General features: G+C 70.8%; 16 protein-coding genes and 1 pseudogene. 12 read left to right on the top strand and 5 right to left on the bottom strand.

Translation table 11 applies throughout. The annotated features are described in order from the left end of the window. From ACLJQE_RS03405 to ACLJQE_RS03380, 6 genes and pseudogenes are all read left to right on the top strand, one after another. Positions 1-765 carry an ABC transporter substrate-binding protein gene (locus tag ACLJQE_RS03405; RefSeq protein ID WP_410637434.1) on the top strand — a complete coding sequence of 255 codons (765 nt, stop codon included), beginning with the start codon at positions 1-3 and terminating at the stop codon, positions 763-765. A gap of 7 nt (positions 766-772) precedes the next feature. Continuing rightward, the gene (locus tag ACLJQE_RS03400) at positions 773-1,552 is read left to right on the top strand and encodes an ABC transporter substrate-binding protein (protein WP_410637433.1); all 780 of its coding nucleotides are present in this window, start codon (positions 773-775) and stop codon (positions 1,550-1,552) included. Positions 1,553-1,558: 6 nt separating this feature from the next. Further along, complete coding sequence (locus ACLJQE_RS03395; protein WP_410637432.1) at positions 1,559-2,323, top strand: amino acid ABC transporter permease; 765 nt, start codon at positions 1,559-1,561, stop codon at positions 2,321-2,323. Further along, positions 2,320-3,060 carry an amino acid ABC transporter ATP-binding protein gene (locus ACLJQE_RS03390; RefSeq protein ID WP_410637431.1) on the top strand — a complete coding sequence of 247 codons (741 nt, stop codon included), beginning with the start codon at positions 2,320-2,322 and terminating at the stop codon, positions 3,058-3,060. The genes ACLJQE_RS03395 and ACLJQE_RS03390 overlap by 4 nt, the downstream gene beginning before the upstream one ends. A 211-nt stretch (positions 3,061-3,271) precedes the next feature. Beyond that, positions 3,272-3,405, top strand: a pseudogene (locus ACLJQE_RS03385) (IS30 family transposase); the annotation flags it as partial. A 264-nt stretch (positions 3,406-3,669) separates the two neighbouring features. Then, positions 3,670-4,551, top strand: coding sequence for an MOSC domain-containing protein (locus ACLJQE_RS03380; protein ID WP_410637430.1), 882 nt, complete (start codon positions 3,670-3,672; stop codon positions 4,549-4,551). Here the strand turns inward: ACLJQE_RS03380 and ACLJQE_RS03375 are convergent. Then, positions 4,434-5,240, bottom strand: a complete 807-nt coding sequence (locus tag ACLJQE_RS03375) for an S-adenosyl-l-methionine hydroxide adenosyltransferase family protein (protein WP_410637429.1) — start codon at positions 5,238-5,240, stop codon at positions 4,434-4,436. The genes ACLJQE_RS03380 and ACLJQE_RS03375 overlap by 118 nt on opposite strands. A 47-nt stretch (positions 5,241-5,287) precedes the next feature. Between ACLJQE_RS03375 and ACLJQE_RS03370 the strand changes: the two genes are divergently transcribed. From ACLJQE_RS03370 to ACLJQE_RS03360, 3 genes are all read left to right on the top strand, one after another. Further along, positions 5,288-6,292: a phosphoribosylaminoimidazolesuccinocarboxamide synthase gene (locus ACLJQE_RS03370; protein ID WP_410637428.1), complete on the top strand. Its 1,005-nt coding sequence runs from the start codon at positions 5,288-5,290 to the stop codon at positions 6,290-6,292. Continuing rightward, a complete protein-coding gene (locus ACLJQE_RS03365; RefSeq protein WP_410637427.1) occupies positions 6,213-6,677 on the top strand; it encodes an NADPH-dependent FMN reductase in 465 nt (154 codons plus the stop codon). The genes ACLJQE_RS03370 and ACLJQE_RS03365 overlap by 80 nt, the downstream gene beginning before the upstream one ends. Positions 6,678-6,743: 66 nt before the next feature. Continuing rightward, complete coding sequence (locus ACLJQE_RS03360) at positions 6,744-7,448, top strand: DUF2334 domain-containing protein (protein ID WP_410637426.1); 705 nt, start codon at positions 6,744-6,746, stop codon at positions 7,446-7,448. A gap of 74 nt (positions 7,449-7,522) precedes the next feature. Here ACLJQE_RS03360 and ACLJQE_RS03355 read toward each other — a convergent pair whose 3' ends face one another. After that, positions 7,523-8,128, bottom strand: a complete 606-nt coding sequence (locus tag ACLJQE_RS03355; RefSeq protein ID WP_410637425.1) for a TetR/AcrR family transcriptional regulator — start codon at positions 8,126-8,128, stop codon at positions 7,523-7,525. Between the two features lie 89 nt (positions 8,129-8,217). Between ACLJQE_RS03355 and ACLJQE_RS03350 the strand changes: the two genes are divergently transcribed. Further along, entirely contained in the window at positions 8,218-9,159 is a 942-nt protein-coding gene (locus ACLJQE_RS03350) for an SDR family NAD(P)-dependent oxidoreductase (RefSeq protein WP_410637424.1), read from the top strand. Positions 9,160-9,176: 17 nt separating this feature from the next. On the opposite strand, the gene ACLJQE_RS03345 is transcribed toward ACLJQE_RS03350, so the two are convergent. Genes ACLJQE_RS03345 through ACLJQE_RS03335 form a run of 3 tightly spaced genes read right to left on the bottom strand, consistent with a single transcriptional unit; the run spans position 9,177 to position 11,561 of the window. After that, the gene (locus tag ACLJQE_RS03345) at positions 9,177-9,812 is read right to left on the bottom strand and encodes an MBL fold metallo-hydrolase (protein ID WP_410637423.1); all 636 of its coding nucleotides are present in this window, start codon (positions 9,810-9,812) and stop codon (positions 9,177-9,179) included. A 34-nt stretch (positions 9,813-9,846) separates the two neighbouring features. Beyond that, the gene (locus ACLJQE_RS03340) at positions 9,847-10,626 is read right to left on the bottom strand and encodes a tyrosine-protein phosphatase (protein ID WP_410637422.1); all 780 of its coding nucleotides are present in this window, start codon (positions 10,624-10,626) and stop codon (positions 9,847-9,849) included. Positions 10,627-10,628: 2 nt separating this feature from the next. Then, the gene (locus tag ACLJQE_RS03335) at positions 10,629-11,561 is read right to left on the bottom strand and encodes a DUF5937 family protein (RefSeq protein WP_410637421.1); all 933 of its coding nucleotides are present in this window, start codon (positions 11,559-11,561) and stop codon (positions 10,629-10,631) included. A 61-nt stretch (positions 11,562-11,622) separates the two neighbouring features. Between ACLJQE_RS03335 and ACLJQE_RS03330 the strand changes: the two genes are divergently transcribed. Both ACLJQE_RS03330 and ACLJQE_RS03325 read left to right on the top strand, forming a co-directional pair. Continuing rightward, positions 11,623-12,768 (top strand): MFS transporter, encoded by a 1,146-nt coding sequence (locus tag ACLJQE_RS03330; RefSeq protein ID WP_410637420.1) that lies wholly within the window; start codon positions 11,623-11,625, stop codon positions 12,766-12,768. A 33-nt stretch (positions 12,769-12,801) separates the two neighbouring features. Continuing rightward, entirely contained in the window at positions 12,802-14,301 is a 1,500-nt protein-coding gene (locus ACLJQE_RS03325) for an aldehyde dehydrogenase family protein (protein ID WP_410637419.1), read from the top strand. Positions 14,302-14,372: the final 71 nt, after the last annotated feature.

Below are 14,372 nucleotides of genomic sequence, written 5' to 3'. Positions count from 1 at the left end.
ATGAAGAAGCTGATCGTCACCGTGCTGGCCGCCGTCCTGGCGCTGACCGCCTGCGGCGGCTCGGACAGCGGTTCCTCGACGTTGCGCGTCGGCACCCTGAGCGACGCGCCGCCGAACATCTACCTCAAGGACGGCAACTACACCGGCTTCGACAACGAGCTGCTCAAGGCCATCGCGGCCAAGCAGAACCTGAAGCTGGAGTTCGCCGCGACCGACTTCTCCGCACTGCTCGGCCAGGTCGCGTCGGGCCGCTACGACATCGCCAGCTCGGCGATCGCGCAGACCGACGAGCGCAAGAAGACGGTCGACTTCTCCGCGGCCTACGACTTCGAAACGATGAGCATCCAGGCCAAGCAGGGCACGCCGGTCACCGACGAAAAGGGACTGGCGGGCAAGCGCGTCGCCGTCATCCAGGCGACCGTCGGCGACCACTGGCTGACCAGCACGGTGCCGGCCGCCGAGGCCGTGCGCTTCCCCGACTACGCCGCCGCGCTGACCGCGTTGAAGAGCGGCGCAGTCGACGCCTACATCCTCGACCAGTCCATCGCCGAGAAGAACGTCACCGACAACCCGGACGCCAAGCTGGTCGTCGTGAAGAGCTTCGTCACGGACGTGCCGCACGGTTTCGCGGTGAAGAAGGGCAACGCGGAGCTGCTCGGCAAGATCAACGACGGGCTCAAGCAGGTGATCTCCGACGGGACCTGGCTTAAGCTGCACCAGCAGTTCCTGCCGACCGTTCCGGTGCCGGCCGGGTTCCAGGGTTAGGAGAAGCATGAGGAAGACACTGGTCACGGCGCTCACCGCGACCTTGCTGGCCGCCCTCACGGCGTGCGGCGGCTCGGACAGCGGTGAAGGGAAAACCCTGCGCGTCGGCACGCTGAGCGATTCGAAGCCGAACGCCTACCAGGAGAACGGCAACTACACCGGCTTCGACAACGAGCTGCTGAAGGCCATCGCGGCCAAGGAAGGCCTGAAGCTGGAGTTCGCCGCGACGGAGTTCTCGGCGCTGCTCGGCCAGGTCGCGAACGGCACGTTCGACATCGGCAGCTCGGCGATCTCCCAGACGGACGCCCGCAAGAAGACCGTCGACTTCTCGGCGCCGTACAACTACCAGGCCCTCGGCATCGAAGCCAAGGAGACCGCCGGCATCACCGACGAGAACTCGTTGGCCGGCAAGCGGATCGGCGTCGTCCAGGGCACGGTCTCGGACTCCTGGCTCGGCTCGAACGCACCGACCGCGCAGGCCGTCCGGTTCCCCAATGACGCCGCGGCCCTCAACGCCCTCAAGACCGGCGCGATCGACGGCGCGGTGTTCGACCAGGCCACCGCCGAGGACTACGCGAAGAACAACGCCGACGCGAAGCTCAAGGTGACCAAGGCGATCACCACGACCATCCCGCACGGTTTCGCCTTCAAGAAGGGCAACACGGACCTGATCAACAAGATCAACGACGGCCTCAAGAAGGTCATCGCGGACGGCACCTGGGTGAAGGTGCACGACCAGTTCGAACCGACCGCGCCGGTGCCCGCCGAGTTCAAGCCGGGGCAGTAGTCCACAATGGATGATTTCATCAACACGTTCCTCGACTGGGACTACATTTCCCAGGTCCTGCCCGATCTGCTGAAGACCGGCCTGCTGAACACGCTGATCCTGTCGGTGTCTTCGGCGCTGATCGGCACCGTGGTCGGCATGGTGCTGGCGGTGATGGGCCTGTCCACCAAGTGGTGGCTGCGCTGGCCCGCGCGGGTCTACACCGACATCTTCCGCGGGCTGCCCGCCATCCTGACGATCCTGTTGATCGGCCAGGGACTCGGCACGCTCGCGCGGGACGTCGTCGGCACGAACCCGTACCCGATGGGCATCCTGGCGCTGTCCCTGATCGCCGCGGCCTACATCGGCGAGATCTTCCGGTCCGGTATCCAGAGCGTGGACAAGGGCCAGATGGAGGCCAGCCGGGCGCTCGGGATGAGCTACACCAAGTCCATGCTGCTGGTGATCATCCCGCAGGGCGTCCGGCGGGTGCTGCCGGCGCTGGTGAACCAGTTCATCGCGCTGGTCAAGGACTCCAGCCTCGTCTACGTGCTCGGGCTGCTGTCCGGGCAGCGGGAGCTGTTCCGGATCGGCCAGGACCTCGCGGCGAACACGGGCAACCTGTCCCCGCTGGTCGCCGCCGGCGTGTTCTTCCTGGTGATCACGGTGCCGCTGACGCACCTGGTCAACTACATCGACAAGAAGCTCCGGACCGGCCGCAAGGTGCGCGTGGACGAGCCGGGCGACGGAGACGAGCTGGACCTGGTCGCCAGCGGGAAGGTGCCCTCGTGACAACGGCGGTGCGTTCGTCCAGTGTGGAGCTGCGGGACATCCACGTCAGCTTCGGCACGCTCGAAGTCCTGCGCGGCGTCGATCTCCGCGTGGAGAGCGGCAAGACGACGTGCGTCATCGGCCCGTCCGGCTCCGGCAAGTCGACGCTCCTGCGCTGCGTGAACCGCTTGCAGGAACCCGATTCCGGCGACCTCCTGCTCGACGGCGAGTCGGTGATCAAGGCCGACCCGGACGTGCTGCGCCAGCGCGTCGGCATGGTGTTCCAGCACTTCAACCTCTTCGGCCACCGAAGCGTGCTGGACAACATCGTGCTGCCGCTGCGCAGCGTGAAGAAGCTGAGCAAGGAGGAGGCCTCGGCAATCGCCCGCGCCCGCTTGGCGGACGTCGGCCTGGCGGACAAGGCCCCATACCGGCCGAGCGCGTTGTCCGGCGGTCAGCAGCAGCGCGTGGCGATCGCCCGTGCGCTGGCGATGGACCCCGAGGTGATGCTCTTCGACGAGGCAACGAGCGCGCTGGACCCGGAGCTGGTCAAGGGCGTGCTGAACCTGATGGCGGGGCTGGCTTCGCGGGGGCTGACGCTGATCGTGGTGACGCACGAGATGGGTTTCGCGCGCAGCGTCGCCGACGAGGTGGCGTTCATGGACGCGGGCCGGATCGTGGAGCAGGGCCCACCGGCGGAGCTCTTCGACGAGCCGCAGAGCCCCCGCTTGCAGCGGTTCCTTTCGCAGGTGCTCTGACTCCAGCCCCTCCGATGCCCGCGTGATGGTGGAGGGAATCATCTACCGGTATCGGTGCGGGATCGCGTGGCGGGACGTGCCTGCGGTGTTCGGTCCGAAGCAGACGCCGCGGGCCTGCTGGGCTGGTCAGTGTCGATCGATTCCACGATCGCGCGGGCACATCAGCACGCCACGAACATCACCCGCCCCACGGGGGGCTGGGTCGAACTACACGGATCTGCGCACTGGTCGCTCTGGTCGGCCCTGGACAGGCCCGGATCAGCGGCGACCGCGGATGGCCACCCGATGGTGATGCTCAGCGACCGGCCACCGGAAGTCGCGGATCGCGCGGTGCCCGGGCACTGGCATCGAACTCAACGACCGACCCGCAAACCCTCGTCTGGGACTGCCCGCCGAACGCATGACACAGTCACTCAACACCACCCACCAGCAGCGAGCTCGCCGGGCAGTGGCCGGCTCGTGCGCCGCATGCGGGCAGGCAGGTGCCAGCGGGCCGCAGTTCCGGGCTCCCAGGGGGCGTCCCTGGTCCAGTCTATTCGTCGCGGCGGCGAGAACCCGCTAACGGGCAAATCTGTGGATAGCCAGGGGCGATGTGGATAACCTGCGAAGATGGCGAGAATCGCTCGGCTGACGTATTACCCGGTCAAGTCCTGCGCCGGCATTGACGTGCCGTCCGCCGAGGTGACCTCCGCCGGGCTCGCGTACGACCGGTTCTTCCAGCTCGTCACGCCGGACGGTGACATCCTCACCCAGCGGCCGCACCCGGTGCTGGCGTCCGTCCGGCCGCGGGTGCTCGGCGACCGGCTCGCGCTGGCCGCCCCCGGCCGTGAAGACCTCGTCCTCGACATCCGGCGTGACGGCCCTCGGCGCCCGGTGTCGATGCTCGCGTGGCACGGCGAAGGCGTCCGCCAAGGCGAAGCCGCCGACGAGTGGTTCTCCGACCTGCTCGGCCGGCCGGCCGAACTGATCGGCGTCACGCCCGACCACGAGCGCGTCACCGGCGGCGAAACCCCCGGCAGGGCCGCCTTCGCCGACGGGCACGCGGTGCTCCTCGCCTCTGAGTCCTCTTTGGACAGCCTGAACGAACGGATTGCCGCCGGCCAGGGGGAACCCGTCCCGATGGACCGCTTCCGTCCGAACATCGTCATCGCGGGCTGGGGCGAACCCCACCGCGAAGACGAAGCCCGCGAGCTGACCGCCGGCACCGCGAAGTTCGGCTACGCCGAGAAGTGCGTCCGCTGCACGGTCCCGATGATCGACCAGGAGACCGGCGCGAAGGCCGGTCCCGAGCCGATCCGCACCCTGGCGACCTACCGGCGTGATCCGCGCGGCGGTGTCGTCTTCGGGATGAAGGCCGCGGTGCTGCGGCCGGGTCAGGTCGCCGTCGGCGACGAGGTGATCGTGCACTCCTGGGCCGGTCCGAGCCCCAGCACGGCCGCCGCGGAGCCGCCGTTCACGGCGACGGCGAGCCGGCCCGCCGAGTCCGTGTAGAGCACCGGCGCGCCGGCGGGCACGTCGGCGAAGGTCCGGCCGAGCACCGTGGTCACCGCGACCCGCTCGCTGTGCACGGAAACCGCGCCGGACAGGCCGGAGAGCTCCAGGTCCGCCGGCGTCGCGGCCAGCTGGACGTTGCCGAAGTGGTCGACCGTCAGCACCTCCGAGACGAGCTTCCCCGGGAACGCGGCCACGAACGGCTCCGGCATCGCGACCAGGCCGTCCACCGGGTCGCCGAAGTCGGCCGGAGGCACTCCGAGCGCCAGGTGCGCGGCCGCGGGCGCGAAGACGTCCCGCCCGTGGAACGTCGCCGACGTCGCCGGCAGCCGCAGCGACGGCTCCGCCAGCTCGTACGCCGCCCGGACCCCGCCCAGCGCCTGCGCGGCCGGCAGCAGCAGGCCGTTGTCCGGCCCGACCAGCAGCCCGTCGTCCGCGACGACGACCACGCCGAGCCGGGCGGTGCCGACGCCGGGGTCGACCACCGCGACGTGCACCGATTCGGGCAGGTAGGGGACGGTCTGGGCCAGCGCCATCGCCCCGTGCCGGATGTCCTGGGGTGGCACTTCGTGGGTCACGTCGATCACCCGCACCGCGGGCGCCAGCCGCGCGATCACGCCGTGGCAGGCCGCCACGAAGCCGTCGCGCAGGCCGTAGTCGGTGGTCACCGAGATCCAGTCGTACGCCATGCCAGCATCATCCATGGTGGCAGAGGGTGCCCGTTAGGGTTCAGCGCGTGACACCCCTCCCCATCCCTGCGCGGCTCGCGACCGGCAAGGTCCGTGACCTGTACGCGGTGGGCGACGACCACCTGCTGATCGTCGCCTCCGACCGCATCTCCGCCTTCGAACGCGTCTTCCCCACGTCGGTCCCCGGCAAGGGCCGCGTGCTCACCGCGATGAGCGTGTTCTGGTTCCGCGAGCTCGCCGACGTCCTCCCGAACCACCTCGTGACCTGCGACGGCCCGCTCATCCCCGAGTCCGTCCGCGGCCGTGCCCTGCTGGTCGAGCGGCTCGACATGCTGCCGGTGGAGGCGGTTGTCCGCGGCTACCTCACCGGCCGCGGGTACGCGGACTACCGCCGGTCGGGGGAGGTGTGCGGGCTGGTGCTGCCGCCCGGGCTGGCCGAGTCGGCGCGGCTGCCCGAGCCGATCTTCACGCCGTCCACCAAGGCGCGTCCCGGGGAGAAGGACGAGAACATCGACTTCGGCACGTGCGTTTCGGTGCTCGGTCGTGCCCTCGCCGAGGAGGTCAGGGAGGCCTCGCTGGAGCTGTACCGCCGGGGTGCCGCGCGCGCGGCCGAGCAGGGCCTGCTGCTGGCCGACACGAAGTTCGAATTCGGCATCGGTGCCGACGGCGGGCTCGTGCTCGCCGACGAGCTGCTGACGCCGGATTCGGCGCGCTACTGGCTCGCCGACGGCCACCAGCCCGGCGTCCCGCAGCCGTCGTTCGACAAGCAGCACGTGCGTGACTGGCTGGTCGACCCGGCGTCCGGCTGGGACTGCGTGTCGCCGCTGCCGCCGTTGCCGCCCGAGGTGGTGACGGCCACGCGCCACCGGTACATCGAGGCGTACCAGCGCATCACCGGGCTTTCACTGGCAGACTGGCCTCGTGATCCTGCTGATCTGCGGCAGCCTGCGAGCCGGCTCGGGCAATGCGGCGGTGCTGGGGACCGTCGCGACCCTCACCGCGAGCAGGACGTACACCGGCCTCGGCGACCTGCCGCACTTCAACCCCGATGACGACCGCGATCCACTGCACCCCGAGGTCGCGTCCCTGCGTGCCGCGCTCAAGGAAGCCGACGCGGTCCTGATCTGCACGCCGGAGTACGCGGGCGGGCTGCCCGGCTCGCTCAAGAACCTCCTCGATTGGACCGTCGGCGGCGGGGAGATGTACGGCAAACCGGTGGCGTGGATCAACGCGTCCTCGATCGCGGCGCCGACCGGCGGCCGGGACGCGCACGACTCGCTGCGCAAGGTGCTGACGTACGCGGGCGCGAAGATCGTCGAGGAAGCGTGCGCGCGGATCCCGGTCTCGCGCGCGGACGTCGCCGATGGCCAGGTCGCCGACCCGGACCTGCGGGGGCGGATCGCGGTGGCGGCGAAGCGCCTGCGTGAGGGCATGTGAGGCTTCCGGTAGCGGTCGCCCGCCCGTTCTGCGCAGTTCACGCGAGTTTCAGACGCGTGCGCTCCCATGGTGGTCGTGGACGCTCGCTTGCTGGTTTCGCTGTCGGGAATCACCCCGCGCACGCTGCACCGGTGCGCCGACCTCGCGGCCGAGCTCGACCGCCGCAAGGTGCCGCTCTCGCTGCTGTACGCCGCCCGCACCGGCGAAGGCCCGGTGACGGAGTGGGTGCGGACCCGCGCCCGCGCTGGTGATTCCGTGCTGCTGCACGGCTACGACCACACCGTCACGCCCACGCACCGCACGGTCTACCTGGGCAAACGGGCGGAATTCGCGACGCTGCCCGCCCACGAGGCACGCCTGCGGCTGATCGCCGCGCGGGCCGCGCTGGACAACGCGGGACTGTCGGTCGACGGCTTCGCGCCGCCGCGCTGGATCGCGTCCCAGGGCACGCTGCAGGCGCTGGCCGAGCACGGTTTCCGGCTGTGCGCGGACCTCGGCGCGGTGCGGGACCTCGTGACCGGCGAGGTGCACCGCGCGCGGGTCCAGGAGTTCACGAGCCAGTCGCACCGCACGGAGACGGTGCGCTGCTTCGCGCTGGTCCTGGCGGCGGCGCGCTCGGCCCGCCGGGGCGGGCTGGTCCGGCTGGGGGTGGAAGCGGCGGACCTGACCCGCCCCGGCCTCCGCCAGGCCCTGCTCGACGCGGTGGACGTCGCCCTGGAGAACCGCGCGTTCGGTGCGACCTACGGCTCGTTGCGCGCCATCGCGGCCTGAACGGCCGCGGGAGACCGCTGCACTCTGGAGTTGTCAAACACCGTCCCCTGCCGGGGATCGAGCTCGTTCCGGGCTCAGTGCGCCGGATTCGGGTCGAGGAGCACGTCCAGCCGCCCGAAGGCCACGTCGACCGCCGGCGCGAGCGCGGGTGCGTCGGCGCCGGCGATCCGGTTGCCCGCCTGGTAACAGGCCACGGCGATCTGCGCCGCCAGCACCGCGACCTCCCTGGGCGTGCCACGCTCCAGCAGAATCGCTTCGCCCAGCTCGGCGAACCGCTGCAGCTTCCGGGCACTGCGGTCCTTGAGCTCCGGGTTCTGCTCCAGCAGCCGCTGGTGCATTTCGTAGCGCGCGGCATCCGCGGTGGCCTCCGCGCACACCTCCAGCACGAGGGGGCGGACCTGCTCCAAAGCCGCCGGAAGGCTTTGGGGTGCGTCGCCGGGCATGGCCCGCTGGCGCGCCGCCAGATGCTCCAGCAGCTGCTGCTCGTCCGAAAACACCACCTCCTGCTTGTCGCCGAAATACCGGAAGAACGTCGTGCGCCCCACCTCTGCGCGCTCGGCGATGTCCGCGACCGTGACGTCGGTGAAGCCGCGCTCCGCGAACAGCTCGAAGGCAGCCTCCACGATCTGTTCCCGAGCCTGCTTTTGCTTGCGTTCCCGCAGCGAGGGGCGCTGTCTCATGAACACACAGTAGCGAAACCGGTATCGAGTGCGCTACGGTACTGAGTACCAGATCGGACTGAGTACCCGATCGTGTGAAAGGGGAGGCCGTGACCGAACCGACGAAGACACTGCTCATGACGGGTGCGAGCCGGGGACTCGGCCGGGCCGCGGCCGAACAGCTGCTGCGCGACCGGCCGGACCAGTTGCTGCTCGTCGTCGTGCGCGGCGAGGAGGCCGGGCGCCGCCTCGCGCGGGAACTGGCCGCGCGCACGGGGAACCCGAACGTCCGGGCGGTGGCCTGCGACCTCGGCTCCCTGACGGAAGTGCGCGCGGCGGCGGAAGCAGTGCGGACGATGCTCGACGAGCGGGAAATCCCGCCACTGACGGGGTTGCTGGCCAACGCCGGGGTGCAGATGGCGTCGGCCACGAAGGCGACGGCGGACGGGTTCGAAGCAACGTTCGCGATCAACGTCCTGGCGAACTACCTGCTGCTCCGCCTGCTCGCCGACCGGTTCGAGCCGGGCGCGCGCATCGTGGTCACCGGCAGCGAGTCGCACTTCGGCGACTTCCGGCACAACCTGGGCCTCGTTCCGGCGCCCCGCTGGAGCGACCCGCGAAGCCTCGCCCGCCCGGGCGCCGGCCCCGAGGCCGAAACCGTGGCCGCGGGGCGCCGGGCCTATTCGACGAGCAAGCTCGGCGTGCAGTACCTGGTGCACGCGCTCGCGAAGCGGCTTCCCGAGGTCGACGTATATGCCTACACGCCCGGGCTCGTTCCCGGCACGGGCCTCGTCCGCGACGCCGGCGCGATCCAGCGGTTCGGCTTCCGGTGGCTGCTCCCGCTGTTGTGGGCGACCCCCATCGCGTCGAGCCCGCGGACTGCGGGAGCCAAGCTGGCCGCGGCCATGACCGTGTCCCGGCCGGCCGAGTCCGGGGCGTACCTCGACCGTGGCCGGGTCGTGCCGTCATCGAAGGAGTCGTACGACGTGGAGCGGGAGGAGGAGTTGTGGCGCGGCGCGGCCGAGTTGTGCGGCGTGCCGGTCGGTTCGTGACCGGCACACCGCGCGGTCTAGAACTTTGCCGGTTCGCCGCGGTCGAGCACCTTGATCTCGGTGCCTTCGGGCGCAAGGTTGCCGAAGAGGCCGTAGTGCATGGCGGGATTGGCGAGCACGGCTTCGTGGATGGGCACGGCCACCCGGGGCGCGACGGCCCGCAGGTAGTCGACGGCCTCCCCGGCCTTGAGCCACGGCGCCCCGGTGGGCAGGCCGAGGACGTCGATCTGCTGGCCGGGCACGAAGAACGAGTCGCCGGGGTGGAAGAACGCGCCGTCGTCGAAGACGTACCCGATGTTCGGGATGACGGGAATATCGGCGTGGATGACGGCGTGTTCCCCGCCGACGGCCTTGATCGAGGTGTCCCCGACGGCGAAGGTGTCCCCGACATCGGCGACGTCGAACTCCAGGCCGAGTTTCCCGACTTCGGGAGCGGACCCGGGATCGACGATGAGCTTGGCGCCCGGGTTGGCTTCGAGGACCTGGGGCAGCCGTTCGACGTCGAGGTGGTCGAAGTGCTGGTGCGTGACCAGCACGGCGGACAGCTCCCGCTCACCCTCGAAGCCGGTGGAGAAGACGCCGGGATCGATCAGGATCCGCTCGGAACCGGTCTCCAGCAACAGGCAGGCGTGTCCGAAATGGACGATACGCATCGATGGTTCTCCTTCACTGGTGGTCGATCCCAGCCTAGTCCTGGTTCGTCAGCCGGTGCCGGATGTCGTCGAGGTCCCGGCCGTCGACGCCCGCATCGAGGAGGTACTGCTTGACGTCCAACCCTTCGAGCGTCTCCCGGATGGCCGCCGCGGTCGTAGTGCCCCGCTCCGCGAGGAGCGCCGCGATGACCGGCCCCTGGTCTTCGGTGCCCATCGCGGCGAACAGTGGTTTCACGGCTTCGGCGGACAGGTCGTAGTCCGCGGCGATGGTGTCGGGGGCGACGTCCACCAGGGCCAGCAGCAGGAGTGCGACGAGACCGGTCCGATCGCGCCCGGCACCGCAGTGGAACAGGACGCCGCCGGGGCCGGACCGGGCGATCGCCTCGATGACGGCGGCGCAGCGCTCGGCCTTCCGTTCGAGGAAGACGCGGTAGTAGAGCGGCGTGCCGTTCAGCCGTTCGCGGTTGACGTACCGCCAGAACTCGATGTCGTCGATGTCGTCGAGGGGAACCTCGACGCGGTCGATGCCCGCCGGTGCCGCCGGTGCCGCCGGTGCGGCCGCGGCGGCGAACTGCGCGGAACCCGCCAGCGCTGTGGGGGTTTCCGTCGTCGGCCGGATTTCGTCCGAGTTGCGCAGGTCGATGACGGTCCGGACGCCGGATTCCCGCGCTTGGGCCCATCCGGCGCCGGTCACGAACCGGAGGTCCGCGGCCCTGAAGAACGCACGGCGGCGGGTCGTGCGGCCCGACCGCGTCGGCAGGCCACCGAGGTCCCTGGTGTTGTGGAAGCCTTCCCAAGTCACCGCTCTGTTCATCGTCACAGTTTGCCGGTCAGCAACGCGTCGCCCAGCTCCGTGCGCCGGTAGAGCACCCGGTGTCCGCGCCGCTCCGAAGCCAGCAGCCCGGCCCCGCGCAACGCCGTCAGGTGCGCCGAAACCGTCGCCGGGGCGAGTCCGTGCCGCTGGGCCAGTTCGGTCGTCGCCGCCGGGCGGTCGAGGGCTGTCAGCAACAGCGCGCGTGTGCGGCCGAGGATTTCCGCCAGCGGTTCCGGCGGCGTGGCGGACGAAGTCCACAGCGAAGCCACGCCCCGAGCCGGGTACAGCAGCGAAACCTGCCACGGCGGCACCGTCACCACCCCGACGTTCGGCCATGCGAACACCGCCGGGATCAGCAGCAGCCCCCGCGAGTCGATCGACAGCCGTTCCCGGGCCCGGACGTCGACCAGCACCGACGTTCCCGACAGCCGGACGCGGGGGTGGAGCTCCGCCAGCATCGCCGCGAGGCCGCCCGAGCCCAGCTGCCGCGTCCGGTGCGCGATGTCCGCCGCGAGCAGCTCGCGCAGGCGAGGCCACTGCGGCGCCAGCACCGCCTGCCACACCGTCGCCAGCTGGCCGGCGAGCAGGTCGCGCGCGGCCGCCGGGTCGGCGGGCAGGCCGGACAGGTCCGCGTCGACCATGCCCAGTTCCAGCGCGACCTGCGAAGGCGGCGTCGCGCGAACCACGTCGAGCTGCGCTTCGGCGGTCGTCTCCGGACCGTCGGGCGGCGGGCTCAGGAACTCGGTGATGTAGTGCCGTGCGCTCAGCACCGCCGTCAGCTCGGGCACGTCCGGCACGTCGGAAAGCCACGGCAGGTGCGCCGGGTGGCGCCGGATGCCGAGCAGCGTCTGGACCGCGCCCAGGACCTCCTCCAACGGCGAAATCGCGAAGCGGACGCGTTGGCTCCCGGCCGCGGTCAGGGCCAGCTCGATCACGACTGATTCGCTCCCACCCGAATCAGTATGCCGTGGACGCCTGCCGAGAGAGCGTGACGCCATGTCGTTGTTCACCCATCGCGCGTACTGGCGCTGGTCGGCGGGCGTCCAGCTCGCCCGGCTCCCGGCGACCATGGCGCCGCTCGCGTTCACCCTGCTGACCACCGCCACGACTGGTTCCTACCGGCTGGGTGGCGTGCTGATGTCGGTCTTCGTCGTCGCCGAGATGGCCGGTGCCGTCCCGGTCGGGCGGCTGCTGGACCGCGTCGGCCCGGCGCGTGGCCTGCCCGCGCTGCTGCTGCTCACCGCCGCCGGCTTCGTCGTACTGGCCGCGGCGGCCGCGAACCACGCGCCGAACGCCGTGCTGCTCGGGCTGGTGCTCCTGCCCGGCGTCGCCGCGGGGGCGTTGTCCGGCGGCTTCCGGACGCTCCTGGCCGACACGGTCGACGACGCACTGCTGCCGCGGGCGATCTCGGTCGACGCGATGCTCCTCGAAGGCGTGCTGATCGGCGGCCCGGCGCTGGTCGCGCTGCTCGACCTCGCCGGCCCGTTCGTCCCGGTCGCCGCCATGGCCGTCGCGTGCGTGGCCGCCGCTGCGCTCGTCCCGCGCCGTGCGGGTGAGCCCGATCGGGCGGAATCCGGCGACGACGTCCCGCCGGCGCGCGTCACCACCTACCTGCCGTGGCTGTGCTGCGCGTTCACCGTCGGGCTGCTGCTCTCGACGATCGAGGTGGCCCCGCTGCCCCTGGTCCAGCGCCTCGGGGCACCCGCGACTGCGGCACCCGTGGTGATCGCCGTGCTGAGCGGCGCGAGCATCGTGGGCAGCGCGCTCTACGCGTGGCGGGGCAAGACCGGCGACCCGCGGCTGTTCCTCGGCGGGTTCGTCGCCGGCGGGCTCGTGCTCGCCGCCGGCTTCGGCTGGCCGGGACTGATCGGATCGATCGCGTTGATCGGCGCGTGCACCGGGCCGCTGGTGGCCGCGACGTCGGTCAACCTGCAGCGGCTGCTGCCGAAAAACCGCAGGTCAGCGGGGTTCTCGCTGAGCTTCACCGTGCAGGCGTGCGGCTTCGGGCTCGGCTCGCTGGCGGTCGGCGTGCTGCCGCTGTGGCTCGCCCCGGTGTTCGGTGCCTTTGCCGCGGCGATCGCCGGTGGAATGCTGGTGGTGAAGCCCGCGCGAGCTATTGGCACCGTGTCAGTACCGTCGTAACCTGGGCTGACCCTCGACCCACGGGAGACGCCGATGACTGCCGTCCAGCCGAAGCCGACGACGACGATCGGCGAAACCTTCGACTCGCTCAGCCCGGCGACCGACGAGGTGGTCGGAACCTACCCGATCCACACCGCGGAGGACGTCAAGGCGACCGTCGAACGGGCGCGCGTCGCGGCGGAGTGGTGGGCGAGCCTGGGCTTCGCCGGGCGTGCCGAGCGGCTCAAGAGCTGGAAGGGCGTGCTGACCCGGCGGCTGCCGCAGCTGTGCCAGGTGGTCCGCGACGAGACCGGCAAGCCGATCGCCGACGCGCAGCTGGAGAGCGTCCTGGCCATCGAGCACATCGCGTGGGCGGGCAAGCACGCTCGCAAGGTGCTCGGCAAGCAGAAGCGGTCCGCCGGGCTGCTGATGTCGAACCAGGCGGCGACGGTGGAGTACCAGCCGCTGGGCGTGGTCGGCGTGATCGGCCCGTGGAACTACCCGGTGTTCACCCCGCTCGGCTCGATCGCGTACGCCCTCGCGGCGGGCAACGCGGTGGTGTTCAAGCCGAGTGAGTACACGCCGGGCGTCGGCAAGTGGCTGGTCGACGCGTTCGCCGAGATCGTGCCGGAGCAGCCGGTGCTGCAGCTGATCACGGGCTTCGGCGAGACGGGCGCGGCGCTGGTCGGCGCGGGTGTCGACAAGATCGCTTTCACCGGCTCGACGGCAACGGGCAAGCGCATCATGGCCGCGGCGGCCGAGACGCTCACCCCGGTGGTCATCGAGGCGGGCGGCAAGGACCCGGTCCTGGTCGACGCGGACGCCGACCTCGACGCCGCGGCGGACGCCACGGTGTGGGGTGCGTTCTCCAACTCCGGCCAGACCTGCATCGGCGTCGAGCGGGTGTACGTCCACGAGAAGGTCCACGACGAGTTCGTGGCCAAGGTGGTCGAGAAGTCGAAGGACGTCCGCGCGGGCTCGGACGAGGCAGCGCAGTACGGCCCGGTGACGATGCCCTCGCAGCTTTCGGTGATCAAGAGGCACATCCAGGACGCACTGGCCCGCGGCGGCAAGGCGGTCCTGGGCGGCGAGGGCGCGGTCGGCGACCGCTACGCCCAGCCAACGGTGCTGGTCGACGTTCCCGAGGACGCCGAGGCGGTGCAGGAGGAGACGTTCGGCCCGACGGTGACGATCGCGAAGGTCCGCGACATGGACGAAGCGGTCGAGCGCGCGAACAACACGAAGTACGGCCTGGGCTCGACCGTATTCTCGAAGTCCCGCGGAGTGGAGCTGGCGGAGAAGCTGCGCACGGGCATGACGGCGATCAACGCACCGCTGTCGTTCGCCGGAATCGCGTCGCTTCCCTTCGGCGGCGTGGGCGATTCGGGCTTCGGCCGGATCCACGGACCGGAGGGACTGCGTGAGTTCGCCCGCACCAAGGCGATCGCACGCCAGCGCTTCACGGCCCCGTTGACGTTGACGTCGTTCAGCCGCAAGGAATCAACGGACGCACTGGTCGCCAAGCTGGTGACCATCCTGCACGGCAAGCGCTGAGCCGTGTCCGGGGTTGTGGACTACTGGAGTCCACAACCCCGCGACGGCCCGGAATTGTCAGTGCGCGCCGG

It is taken from the genome of Amycolatopsis sp. lyj-346 (assembly GCF_046548975.1).
Classification (GTDB): domain Bacteria; phylum Actinomycetota; class Actinomycetes; order Mycobacteriales; family Pseudonocardiaceae; genus Amycolatopsis.
This window is presented reverse-complemented; position numbering and strand designations above follow the sequence as displayed.

What these genes read in the sequence shown, in the direction of transcription:
- ACLJQE_RS03400 (WP_410637433.1), top strand. Translation starts at nt 773, where the DNA reads ATGAGGAAGACACTGGTCACGGCGCTCACCGCGACCTTGCTGGCCGCC.
- ACLJQE_RS03380 (WP_410637430.1), top strand. Translation starts at nt 3,670, where the DNA reads ATGGCGAGAATCGCTCGGCTGACGTATTACCCGGTCAAGTCCTGCGCC.
- ACLJQE_RS03405 (WP_410637434.1), top strand. Translation starts at nt 1, where the DNA reads ATGAAGAAGCTGATCGTCACCGTGCTGGCCGCCGTCCTGGCGCTGACC.
- ACLJQE_RS03325 (WP_410637419.1), top strand. Translation starts at nt 12,802, where the DNA reads ATGACTGCCGTCCAGCCGAAGCCGACGACGACGATCGGCGAAACCTTC.
- ACLJQE_RS03375 (WP_410637429.1), bottom strand. Translation starts at nt 5,240, where the DNA reads ATGGCGTACGACTGGATCTCGGTGACCACCGACTACGGCCTGCGCGAC.
- ACLJQE_RS03330 (WP_410637420.1), top strand. Translation starts at nt 11,623, where the DNA reads ATGTCGTTGTTCACCCATCGCGCGTACTGGCGCTGGTCGGCGGGCGTC.
- ACLJQE_RS03355 (WP_410637425.1), bottom strand. Translation starts at nt 8,128, where the DNA reads ATGAGACAGCGCCCCTCGCTGCGGGAACGCAAGCAAAAGCAGGCTCGG.
- ACLJQE_RS03345 (WP_410637423.1), bottom strand. Translation starts at nt 9,812, where the DNA reads ATGCGTATCGTCCATTTCGGACACGCCTGCCTGTTGCTGGAGACCGGT.
- ACLJQE_RS03340 (WP_410637422.1), bottom strand. Translation starts at nt 10,626, where the DNA reads ATGAACAGAGCGGTGACTTGGGAAGGCTTCCACAACACCAGGGACCTC.
- ACLJQE_RS03360 (WP_410637426.1), top strand. Translation starts at nt 6,744, where the DNA reads ATGGTGGTCGTGGACGCTCGCTTGCTGGTTTCGCTGTCGGGAATCACC.
- ACLJQE_RS03395 (WP_410637432.1), top strand. Translation starts at nt 1,559, where the DNA reads ATGGATGATTTCATCAACACGTTCCTCGACTGGGACTACATTTCCCAG.